This is a genomic window from Fructobacillus ficulneus (assembly GCF_001047075.2).
Taxonomy (GTDB): Bacteria; Bacillota; Bacilli; order Lactobacillales; family Lactobacillaceae; genus Fructobacillus; species Fructobacillus ficulneus.
Map to the genome: position 1 here is coordinate 28,704 of NZ_DF967991.1, position 11,218 is coordinate 39,921.

10 protein-coding genes are annotated in these 11,218 nt (G+C 42.1%); 2 read left to right on the forward strand and 8 right to left on the reverse strand.

What is annotated here, in order from left to right; all coding sequences use genetic code 11:
- On the forward strand, positions 1-295 hold a 295-nt coding region (locus AOQ29_RS07845), incomplete at its 5' end, for a nucleoside hydrolase (protein ID WP_242977373.1).
- 90 nt (positions 296-385) lie between these two features.
- On the opposite strand, the gene AOQ29_RS01860 is transcribed toward AOQ29_RS07845, so the two are convergent.
- The 8 genes from AOQ29_RS01860 to AOQ29_RS01895 form a co-directional block, all read right to left on the reverse strand.
- Positions 386-1,018 (reverse strand): deoxynucleoside kinase, encoded by a 633-nt coding sequence (locus AOQ29_RS01860; RefSeq protein ID WP_061992851.1) that lies wholly within the window; start codon positions 1,016-1,018, stop codon positions 386-388.
- Positions 1,019-1,179: 161 nt separating this feature from the next.
- Positions 1,180-2,316 (reverse strand): S1C family serine protease, encoded by a 1,137-nt coding sequence (locus AOQ29_RS01865; protein ID WP_061992852.1) that lies wholly within the window; start codon positions 2,314-2,316, stop codon positions 1,180-1,182.
- 68 nt (positions 2,317-2,384) lie between these two features.
- Positions 2,385-4,112, reverse strand: a complete 1,728-nt coding sequence (locus tag AOQ29_RS01870) for an ATP-binding protein (RefSeq protein WP_322788031.1) — start codon at positions 4,110-4,112, stop codon at positions 2,385-2,387.
- Between the two features lie 193 nt (positions 4,113-4,305).
- Positions 4,306-5,019 carry a response regulator YycF gene (gene yycF, locus AOQ29_RS01875; RefSeq protein ID WP_061992854.1) on the reverse strand — a complete coding sequence of 238 codons (714 nt, stop codon included), beginning with the start codon at positions 5,017-5,019 and terminating at the stop codon, positions 4,306-4,308.
- Positions 5,020-5,173: 154 nt separating this feature from the next.
- On the reverse strand, positions 5,174-6,160 hold the full coding sequence (locus AOQ29_RS01880; protein ID WP_061992855.1) for a ribose-phosphate diphosphokinase: 987 nt from the start codon (positions 6,158-6,160) through the stop codon (positions 5,174-5,176).
- A 123-nt stretch (positions 6,161-6,283) separates the two neighbouring features.
- Positions 6,284-7,102: a Cof-type HAD-IIB family hydrolase gene (locus AOQ29_RS01885; protein ID WP_061992856.1), complete on the reverse strand. Its 819-nt coding sequence runs from the start codon at positions 7,100-7,102 to the stop codon at positions 6,284-6,286.
- Positions 7,103-7,211: 109 nt separating this feature from the next.
- Positions 7,212-9,665, reverse strand: coding sequence for a phosphoketolase family protein (locus AOQ29_RS01890; protein ID WP_061992857.1), 2,454 nt, complete (start codon positions 9,663-9,665; stop codon positions 7,212-7,214).
- A 187-nt stretch (positions 9,666-9,852) separates the two neighbouring features.
- On the reverse strand, positions 9,853-10,581 hold the full coding sequence (locus tag AOQ29_RS01895; protein ID WP_061992858.1) for a GntR family transcriptional regulator: 729 nt from the start codon (positions 10,579-10,581) through the stop codon (positions 9,853-9,855).
- A gap of 92 nt (positions 10,582-10,673) precedes the next feature.
- On the opposite strand from AOQ29_RS01895, the gene AOQ29_RS01900 reads away from it, so the two are divergent.
- Positions 10,674-11,171, forward strand: coding sequence for an aminoacyl-tRNA deacylase (locus AOQ29_RS01900; RefSeq protein WP_061992859.1), 498 nt, complete (start codon positions 10,674-10,676; stop codon positions 11,169-11,171).
- Positions 11,172-11,218 lie beyond the last annotated feature (47 nt).

Here is an 11,218-nt window from a genome sequence, read left to right on the forward strand (position 1 = left end):
TTATGCCGATATTATCGATTACTACATTGATGCCTATTATAACTTAGATATCGACAAAAAGGGAGCTGCCCTGCACGATCCACTAGCCGTAGCAGTGGCCGTTGACCCCACCTATGTCACAACCCTCGACTTGAACATGCAAGTCACTTATGACCGCGAGTCAGGCGATTATGGGCGGACAATTGGTGACAAGGCCAAGCTCTTGGAACCAACCATTTCAAAAGCCGCCATTCTGGTTGATGAAAAGCGTTTTGTCCACGATTTCCAGCAACTCATGCTGAAAGTTTTGGCATAAATTCAAATAAACGAAAAAGACCTAGTTGATTTTACTTCTCGACAGCTGTTGCTAGCTTGTCCAGGAGTTAATGTTTACTAGGTCTTTTATTTATACTTCTTTTAATTTTTGATCAATCAAAGCCAAAACGTGTTCTTTGGCTTTTTCATCCTCAACAAAGTTGAATTCATCACCATTGATTTGCAATTTTGGTGACCGGTCATATTGGTCGAACCAAGCATCGTAGCGAGCATTCAAATCAGCGTAGTATTGATACAAGTCAGGGTCTTGATCAATTTGTTCGTATGGTCGACCACGCTTTTTGATGCGGGCCAACATTGTATCGAGTGAAACGCGAACGTGAATCAAAAGATCTGGAGTCTTTGTTTGGTCTTCATCGCTGACTTCTTCCAAAACGTTATTGACCAACTCTTTATAAATATCAACTTCAGTTTGAGTTGCCCGACCTAAGTCAGCATTCAGCTGGAACAGCAAAGCATCTTCAAAAATTGATCGGTCTAGAACGGAATTGGCTTCTTGCTGAGCCTCATGAATTTGATCCAACCGTGTGTTTAAAAAGTAGATTTGAAGCAAAAATCCATACTTCTGGGGATCTTGGTAAAAGAGTGGCAAAATCGGATTGTTATCCACACTTTCATAATAGGCCTTTCCACCCAAATGCTTTGCTAAAATATCTGTTAAACTGGTTTTCCCAGCGCCAATTGTCCCGGCCAATACTATCATTATTTAATCATTCTCCTCGTTTATCGCTCCTTTCAGTATAGCAAAATCCACCCAGTAAAGGCAGAGTAAATCGGGCTAATTGTCTGGAAAATCAAAAAGCGAACCAGAAAAGATTTTCCGGTTCACTTTTTGAAATGGCTGAAAACCAGCGCATTAATATATTATGATTTTAGTGTTTGATTTAATTTGACCGTGACGGTCTTTTTAGCAGTGCCACGATAGTAAGTTAAGGTAATTTTGTCACCGACCTTGTGCTTGTAAAGTTCTTCGCGCAAATCAGCCTGGTTCGTAACATCCTTACCATCAATGCCGACAATCACGTCGTACTTTTTCAGTCCTGCTTTTTGAGCAGGTGAACCGTCGTTGACTTTATACAAAACAACTCCGCCGCCCACGCTCGTTGGAATTTTTAAGGTTTCCTTTTGTTCATCAACTGGAACCTGAGACAAGTTAATCATCTGAATTCCAATGGCTGGTCGAGTAACCTTCCCATCCTTCACGAGCTTATTCACAATATCAACAACCTGGTCTGATGGAATAGCAAAACCAATTCCTTCAACAGCGGTTCCATTCGATGAAGTCGATAGTTTCATCGAGTTAATCCCAATAACTTGACCCGCTAAGTTAATCAAAGGTCCCCCGGAATTTCCAGGGTTGATGGCTGCATCGGTCTGAATCACCGTTGACCCTGCGTAACTTTGACTGCTATCATCGTCATCAGATTGAACCAGACGCTTTGTAGCAGAGATAATTCCCTCTGTTACCGATGAAGCGTACTGTGATCCCAAAGGTGAACCAATGGCTAAGACTCGTTGACCAACAGAAATCTGATCAGAATCACCAAAGGATGCCGTTGCAGAGACGGCAGAATCCTGAATTTTCAGAACGGCCAAATCAGTTAATGAATCTTTACCGACTAACTCAGCAGTGACCGTTTTATTACTGTTAGTGATAACTTGAATCTTATCAGCACCATCAATGACGTGGTTGTTAGTAACAATAAAAGCCGATCCTTCAGCCTTACGATAAGCAAAACCAGACCCTTCTGACGATTCGGTGTAGGAGCTACCGCTTTTCTTAAAATTAACGACTGACACAACCGCATTAGCCGCCTTATTATAGGCTGTTGTTTCCGTATCTTTTGAGGATAGTGCAACCGTTTTATCAGACTTAGCTCGCACTGGACTATGGGTCACTTGATAGTTTTGGTAAACTTCTTGCCCGGCCAAAACGGCACCCCCACCAATGACACCGGCTAGGGCTCCTGCCAATATTAAGTTTGTTAAATTCTTCTGCATGACACTCTCCAAAATATATTGAAAATAGTGTACCAATTTGAAATTAAGCTAATATTAAGTGATATTTTTTATTCCTCATCCCAATCAGTACCAGCTAATAACAATTCATCTTGGACACAATCCAGGGTAATCTTAAACGTCGAACCTTCATTTTCGACCGATTCAACCCAAATGTTTCCATTAAACTTTTCGACGACTTCCTTTGAAATGGCCAAGCCAAGACCAGTTCCACCTTGAGCCCGCGACCGTGATTTGTCCACACGGAAGAAACGGTTAAAGACTTGGTCTTGGTCTGCCTTCGGAATTCCCAGTCCTTGGTCTTGAATACTAATCAAGGCCTTATCTCCCAACTTCTCAAGTGACACAGTTACTAAACCACCATCTGGTGAATACTTGATGGCGTTATTCAGCAAGTTATCAATCACTTGGGTCATTTTATCGTGATCAATTTCAACCCAGAATTCAACATCTTCTGGGATATTACGAATGATCTTGATTTTAGGCTTGGTCTCTTCACCGTCTTGACTATTCGCTGAGTGTAAAATCATGTCGAACCTGTCTAAGACGAAGTTCAGCATCGTATTAAGCTGAACAAGTTCAGTTTTGATTTCCATCGTGCCCTGGTCCATCCGAGATAATTCAAGTAAGTCGGCCACCATTCGCGTCATTCGTTCTGACTCGTTTTGAATAACCGACAAAAATTCCTCGCGGATTTCTGGACTTTCTTGGGCCCCTTCGAGCAATGCTTCGACGTATGATCGAACCGTTGTTAAGGGCGTCCGGAGTTCGTGCGAAACGTTCGAAACGAAGTCACGACGATCTTGTTCAATCTTTTTCTGTTCAGTGATATCGTGCAGAATCAAAATTAAAGCGTTAATCATCCCTGATGGATTCTTAATCAACGATACTCGTACTTCAATGCTGCGTTCATCGATATCAATAATAATTGATTTTTGCGACTTAATTAAATCTCGAACACTTTCATATTCGGGTAAGTTCAACAAGTCAAAGACCGGTCGGCCCAAAGCATCCTGGTTTTTAACACCGAGTAAGTTTGCGGCCGCCTGGTTAATAATGGTTAGTTGGCCACTGGCATTAGTCAGTAAAACCCCATCAGCCATGTGGTGCAGAATCGAGTGCAAGCGATTACGTTCGTTACTAATGATTTCAGTTGAATCCGAGATGCGTTTCGACAACGTGTTAACAGACTGTGCCAACTGTGAAATTTCATCCGAACCAGTAATCTTATTCATCATTGAATAATCACCAGCCGCAATGCGCGCAGTTTGTTTATTGATGATTTCGATTGGACGTGTCAATGTCCGCGACAAGACGAATGCTAGGTAAACCGAAGCAACCAAAGTTAGCAAACCTGCTAATAGGAACAAAACCAAAATTTGGCGGGCATTAGCATAGACCTTATTCAGGCTAGCATAAACAACCACGGCTCCAATTGGCTTTTCACCCTTTGCACTAGCAGAATCCGTCCCATTGGCGTACAGCGGCGTCGTCACAACAGCCTGTTGTCCCCCAGTACCCTGGTCTTGAGTCCGTAACTTCAAAAATGAACGGTCTCCCTGAATCGCTTGTTTCGTATTCGGTTCGCTTTGACTTGGACGTAGGCTTTTTTTAGACGACTGAATGGCTACAATTTTGCCCGAACGATTATAAACAGCAACGTTTTGAACTAAATTGGAATCAAAATCATCAACCGCCGTTTGCATTTTATCTCGAGCCGTTTGATCATTCTCATTTAACAAACCAGCTGTCACCTTTTTACTGACATAGGTTGGCATAGTCAACTCGGCTTGGCTGAATAGTAAATCATGGTGTTCAATTTGATGAACAAAAAATACACCAAATGACTCTAAAATGACAATTAAAAAAAGGACAAAAACAAATGCTATTCGGAATCGAATCGATTGTAATAATTTAACAATGACTTTCATGAATTCCGATAACCTCTGCTTATCCTTTTTAATGAACTAATTATTTATTTTGATTTTTGCCTGATGATAGGTAGTAACCAACACCACGACGAGTTCCCAACCAAACCGGATGAGATGGAACGTCTTCAATTTTCTCCCGCAAGCGACGAACCGTTACATCAACTGCACGGACATCACCAAAGTAGTCATAACCCCAAACTTGACGGAGCAAGTTTTCACGGTTCATGACCTGGCCAATATGCTGGGCCATGTATGATAGTAGTTCGAATTCACGATGAGTCAATTCAAGATCAACGCCATCCTTCGTAACCATGTATGTTTTAGTATGAATAATCAAGTTACCCAACTGAATATCTTCTTGGTTGACCGCTGGATCATCATTACGACTAGAAGCATGACGGTTACGCAAGTTTGCCTTAACTCGAGCAACTAACTCACGGTTTGAAAATGGCTTTGTGATGTAATCATCCGCCCCCATTTCAAGTCCGATCACCTTATCGATTTCTGAATCTTTGGCGGTTACCATAATAACTGGAGTCTTGTCCTTTGCGCGGATCTGGCGCAAAACTTCGATTCCTTCAACTTCTGGCAACATTTGGTCTAACAAAACTAAGTCTGGATTTTCAGACTTATACAGTTCCAAGGCTTCTGCCCCATCACCGGCTGTTACTACTTCATAGCCTTCTTTAACTAAATTAAATTTAATAATATCAGAAATTGGCTTTTCGTCATCAACCACTAAAATTTTATACATACGCGTCTCCAATTAAAACATTTTTCATTCGTTATTGTAACATAAAATATCGTTTGTTTACCTTGATTTACGAATAATAATAACAAAAAAGCCATTTTTGACTAATAATTGTCAAAAAAACGGCTAAATTTAATATGATTTAATCTTGGTACTTTTATTCTTGGCTATTACGACGGCGGAAGCGATGCTTAAACATCGGACTAATGGCTTCGTTCATTGATACACGACGAATGGCTTCACCAATCAATTCACCAACAGAAACGATTTCCAATTTATCAAACTTCTTTGAGTCAGGTAAGTTAATTGAGTCAGTCACGATTACTTTTGTGAAGACGGAATTTTGCAAACGTTCCAAGGCTGGTCCAGAGAAGACAGCATGAGAAGCAACAACATAGACTTCCTTAGCTCCATGTTCCAAAACTAATTGTGCACCCTGGGTAATTGTTCCAGCTGTATCAATCATGTCATCAACCATGATGGCAGTTTTACCGGCGACATCACCGACGATTGAACCAACTTCGGCAACATTAGGCTTAGGTCGGCGCTTGTCAATGACGGCGACCGGTGCTTCCAAGCCTAACATGTTGTTCAAGTTACGGGCACGAGTCATTCCACCATGGTCAGGTGAAACAACAACAGCAGTTTCTTTATCAGCGATACCAGTTTCGATCAAGTAATCAGCTAACAAAGGTGCTCCTTGCAAGTGGTCCATTGGTAAGTCGAAGAACCCTTGAATTTGAGCAGCGTGAAGGTCGAGAGCCATTACGCGGGTTGCCCCAGCACGTTCAATCATGTTGGCAACAAGCTTAGCTGTAATTGGCTCGCGTGAGCGCGCCTTTCGATCTTGACGAGCATAGCCATAGTATGGCAAAACAACATTAATCTGATTGGCAGATGCCCGCTTCAAGGCATCAATCATGATTAATAATTCCATCAAGTTATCGTTAACAGGTTGTGCAGTTGATTGGATGACAAAGACATCTGCTCCACGAACTGACTCTTCAATGTTGATTTGCACTTCGCCGTCGGCAAAACGCTTCACTGAGATATCACTAAGTGGTACACCCACTTCAGCAGCGATTTTTTCTGCTAAAGGATGGTTTGATGAAAGAGAAAAGAGTTTTAAGTTTGAATTAGACATTATCCTACTCCAGATTAAAGAACACCGATTTCCTTTCTATTATAACAATAAATAAAGGATAACGGGGTTAAAAAGGTCTCATCTAGAAATTTCAATACTACATGTCATTCTTTTCAAAGTAATTTAATCATTCAAAACAAAGCGTTCGATGGCCTGGCCAACTCCATCATGGTTATTATCTGTCGTTTCTTCGTTGGCAATAGCCTTCACATCGGGAATGGCATTACCCATGGCCACACCAATCCCAGCAGCCTCAATCATGGTTAAGTCGTTTTCTTGGTCGCCAATCGCCATCGTATCAGCAGGATCAATTCCTAGTTCAGCAGCCAATGCTAACAACGCTTGGCCCTTGGATGCGTTATTATTCATGAATTCAAGGTTGTTTGGCGTAGAACGGACAACATTAGCATCCTTTTTAAGTTGTTCTGGAACCAAGGCTTGAATTTTGTCCATAAAGGTTTTCTCACCAATTGCTAATGCTTTGACAAATGGCTGAGCTTGCAAGTCTGCCAAGGTATCCTTAACCGTTAGTGGCAAAGAGACAACAAAGTTTTCCTGACTGACAAAGAGATTGATTTCACGATCAATCGTGTAGGCATCTGAATCAGATTCCGTTTGAATATAGACACCATTTTCTTCTGAAAACTTTTGTGCTTGTTCAAATGCTGCCCATGGCAAAGCAGCTCGATGAATGGTCTTTTGTCGATCCGTTGACTGGACCAAACCACCATTATGGGTAATAACATAGTGATCAGAACCAATTAAGTCGAGTTCATTTAAAATCTTCATGACCCCTGTTTCAGGCCGGCCAGTGGTAATTACGATTTGCACCCCCTGTGCCGTTGCTTTTTGAATAGCAGCCTTCACCCGTGGCGTAATTTCACGGTTATCGTTATAGAGCGTTCCATCAATATCAATCGAAACAAGTTTAATCGTTTTCATAACTGACCCCTTTTTAAGATTATGTCAATTATAGCAAAAATTACTACCATTGTTTATTAGTGCATAAAAAAAAGAACCGCTTTCGCAGTTCTCTTTCAGTGTTAATAGCTTACTTCAAAGCAGACCATTGCCACTTAGTAAATTCTTCAATATCGCGACCCTCTTCACGAGTCACTTGCATGTGCTTTGCCAAGATGTCATCCATCTTAGTGATGAATGTATCAGCAGCAGCTTGATCAACTGTACCACGGTCAGCAAGGGCAGCAACAGCTTCCTTCGCTTGGTGGAAACGATCAAGGTGTGAGTAAACACGCATGTCATAAGTAGTAGTAATGTCACCATCTTCACGGTAACCGTGAACATAAACATCACCACGGAACTTACGTTCGAAGAAGAATGATTCAACTAATTCTTCGTAACCATGGAATCCAAAGACAACTGGTGTGTCAGCTTGGAAGTACTTGTCGAATTCTTCAGCAGACAATTCACGTTCGTCATTGCCTTCAGCTTCAGACTTCTTTTGCAAACGAAGCAATTCAACAACGTTTACGTAACGGAACTTAACTTCTGGGAAGGCTTGGTTAACCAACCACAAAGCAGCCAAAGTTTCGATAGTAGGTTCTGTACCAGCAGAAGCAAACGTGATGTCAACTTCAGCAGATGGTGCAGTAGAAGCCCAGTCGATTACCTTCAAACCTTCAGTAGCCAAAACTTCTGCTTCGGCAGCTGAGAACCATTGTTGACGTGGTTGCTTTGAGATAACCATGTGGTTAACCTTTGAATGTTCGCTGAAGGCACGTTCCATAACGGCCAAAGCAGCGTTACCATCGGCTGGCAAGTATTGGCGGATGAAGTTAGACTTCTTTTCAGCCAAGTGAGTCAACATACCTGGATCTTGGTGAGTGTAACCGTTGTGATCTTGTTGGAAGGCAGTTGATGTTGAAATCAAGTTCAATGATGGGTAATCATTACGCCATGCTTGTTCTGAAGCGTGACGCAACCACTTGAAGTGCTGAGTAATCATTGAATCCACGACGCGCAAGAATGATTCGTATGATGCGAAGATTCCAACACGACCAGTCAATGTATAACCTTCAAGCCAACCTTCAGCTTGGTGTTCTGACAATTGAGCATCCAAGATACGACCTTCTGGAGCTTCATATTGGTCGTTAGGATCCTTAACTTCTTCCATCCATTGACGGTTTGTAGTATCAAACAATGACCACAAACGGTTTGACATTGTTTCATCAGGACCGAAGAAACGGAATGAAGTTGGGTTCAATTGCATTACCTTTTCAAGGTAAGTTGACAATGTGAACATATCCATGTTGCGGTTACCATCTGGCAACATCGTTCCACGGTTATCAGCGTTAATGTCGTTTGTGTAATCGTGCCAGTCTGGCAAAGTCAAGTCAGTCAAAGCTTCGCCGCGCTTACGTCCACCGTTAGCGATTGGGTTAGCTGACATACGCTTGTCACCCTTAGGTGAGATAGCCTTCAATTCATCCTTCAAAGTACCATCAGCATTGAACAATTCTTCTGGCTTGTATGAGTTCATCCATTCTTCGAATTGTGGCAATGTTGACAAGTCACCTTGTTCCAAAGGCAATGGAACTTGGTGGGCACGGAATGAATCTTCGATTGGCATTCCCTTACCGTCGAAGCGAGGTCCACCCCAACCCTTTGGCAAGCGTGCAATCACAACAGGCCAGGCTGGAACAGTTCCGTCTTCGTACTTACCATTTTCACGAGCATCCTTTTGGATAGCTTGGATATCTTCGATAGCTTGGTCAAAGACGTTAGCTGCCTTTTCGTGGTAAGTCATGTAGTCATGGATGTCATCGTTTTCGATGAAACGAGCTGAGTAACCAAGACCTGCAAAGAAGCTCTTGATTTCTTCATCTGACATACGTGAGAACAAAGTTGGGTTTGAAATCTTAAATCCGTTCAAATCCAAGATTGGCAAAACCGCACCATCGTTCTTGGCGTTCAAGAACTTGATTGAGTGCCATGAAGTCATTGATGGACCAGTTTCGGCTTCTCCATCACCAACAACGGCAAAAGCGATTTGATCAGGGTTGTCCAAAACAGCACCGAAGGCGTGTGACAATGAGTAACCCAATTCTCCACCTTCATGCAATGAACCTGGAGTTTGAGCAGTCATGTGCGAACCAATTCCACCTGGGAATGAGAAACGCTTGAACAAAGTTGACATACCCTTCAAGTCTTGAGTAACTTCTGGGTAATCAGCAGTATATTCACCATCAAGGTAGGCGTTAGTAACCATAACTTGGCCACCGTGACCTGGTCCACCGATGTAGAACATGTTCAAGTCATACTTGTTGATCAAACGGCTAGCGTGAGCATACAAGAAAGTCTGTCCTGAGATAGTTCCCCAGTGACCGATTGGCTTAACTTTAACATCTTCAGCTTGAATAGGTGTGTTCGTTACTGAGAACAATGGGTTTGACTTCAAAAAAATCATCCCAGCTGACAAATAGTTGGTTGCACGCCACCACTTGTCAACAAGTTCTAAGTACTCTTTTGAGTTGTAATCAACCATGTAAATAGTACTCCTTTTTTTTTCCACGAAGCTCACTTCTGTAAACCCCGGATAAATATTTACAAGTACTATTATATCGAGTGTAATCTTTCGATTCAAGAAAAAAAGGCCATTGGGCCTAACTTTTTCGTTTTTGGTTGTATTTCTAATAAAATTGGACCGGTCCAATTGCTGATTTTCTTAACGTTTACTCTGATCCCAATGAAACAAAGGCGTTGTAACGAAGGTATTTATAATGCAGACGCATGGTCGAATACTCCAATGGCGTACCATCATCCATAAAGAAGATGCCTTCCATAATTCCGACCGGCTCATTAACTTTCAATTTCAACAATTTTTGTTCTTCGGCGCTCGACGGCTCAGCCATGATGGTCATAAATGACCGCGTGACGGTTTTTGATTTCCGCTTTTCTACATATTCATAAATCGAATTGCTGACAGTCTCACGGTTCAGGCCAGGAAGTAATGAAATCGGCACATAGCCATATTCAATCATGAATGGAACATCACCAATCTTACGCAGACGCTTAATTTCATAAACAAAGTCGCCATCATTTAAGAAAAGTGCTGATTGCTGTTCGGGAGTGGCTGGAATGACGCGAAAATCAAGAAGCTCGATACTGGGTGCCTGACCATTGATTCGAAACGAGTCCGAAACACCCAAATTTGATCCTTCATGTTGGAAAATTGCTTGGTTCTTCAAATAAAGAGGGTTAACAAAAGTACCTGATCCTCTTTTTTTAAAGATGATTCCCTGCTGAACCAAAACATTCAAGGCCCGCTTAATTGATGATCGGGAAACATCATATTCGATAGCCAGGGTTCGTTCATCTGGTAGTTTTAAGTCCTCGTAGATACCCTGGTAAATTTTTTGTTTGATATCGGCTTGCACCGTAACGTAAATAGCTTCTGACATAGGTCCTATTATACCATGAATTGGTCCAACCAATGCCTACAACTGGTTGATTTTTATAATGGCTTTCTTTAGTCTTGTGCTAAAATAAAGCTATGGCAAAAAAGAAAAAAGACAAAAAAACATTACCTGAACAAGTTCTGGAAAAACACGGCTTGGCCTTCGAACCGCTTGAACTTAACGCCCTGGATCTAACCCAGGAGGAAATCGATGCCAAGATGGCCGAATTAGGCATTCAAGAGTCTGATATTTATAAGACCCTTGCCGTTAAGGGTGACAAGACCGGTCCGCTGGTGGCCGTCGTTCCTTTGACCGAACGCCTAGATATGAAAAAGTTAGCAGCTGTCTCTGGCAACAAAAAGGCCCATATGCTTCCACTGAAGGAGCTAGAGGATACAACCGGCTATGTTCACGGTGCTAACAATCCTGTTGGCATTTGGCATAACCACGGTTTCCCCATCTACTTTGCCCGCCAAGCCGAAACAGCTGAATTCTTTGTCGTTTCAGCCGGTGAACTAGGTCGATCAGATAAACTTAATCCTGCCGACTTAGCTCAGCTCATCCAGGCCCCCTTTGCTGATTTAACAGAATAAACATACTCCAACCAAAAACGCGAACTCATTTTTTTACAAATGAGTTC

Bases quoted from the DNA above. Each gene is read 5' to 3' on its own strand.
- AOQ29_RS01860 (WP_061992851.1), bottom strand. From the start codon at position 1,018: ATGATAGTATTGGCCGGGACAATTGGCGCTGGGAAAACCAGTTTAACA.
- AOQ29_RS01865 (WP_061992852.1), bottom strand. From the start codon at position 2,316: ATGCAGAAGAATTTAACAAACTTAATATTGGCAGGAGCCCTAGCCGGT.
- AOQ29_RS01870 (WP_322788031.1), bottom strand. From the start codon at position 4,112: ATGCCAACCTATGTCAGTAAAAAGGTGACAGCTGGTTTGTTAAATGAG.
- yycF (WP_061992854.1), bottom strand. From the start codon at position 5,019: ATGTATAAAATTTTAGTGGTTGATGACGAAAAGCCAATTTCTGATATT.
- AOQ29_RS01880 (WP_061992855.1), bottom strand. From the start codon at position 6,160: ATGTCTAATTCAAACTTAAAACTCTTTTCTCTTTCATCAAACCATCCT.
- AOQ29_RS01885 (WP_061992856.1), bottom strand. From the start codon at position 7,102: ATGAAAACGATTAAACTTGTTTCGATTGATATTGATGGAACGCTCTAT.
- AOQ29_RS01890 (WP_061992857.1), bottom strand. From the start codon at position 9,665: ATGGTTGATTACAACTCAAAAGAGTACTTAGAACTTGTTGACAAGTGG.
- AOQ29_RS01895 (WP_061992858.1), bottom strand. From the start codon at position 10,581: ATGTCAGAAGCTATTTACGTTACGGTGCAAGCCGATATCAAACAAAAA.
- AOQ29_RS01900 (WP_061992859.1), top strand. From the start codon at position 10,674: ATGGCAAAAAAGAAAAAAGACAAAAAAACATTACCTGAACAAGTTCTG.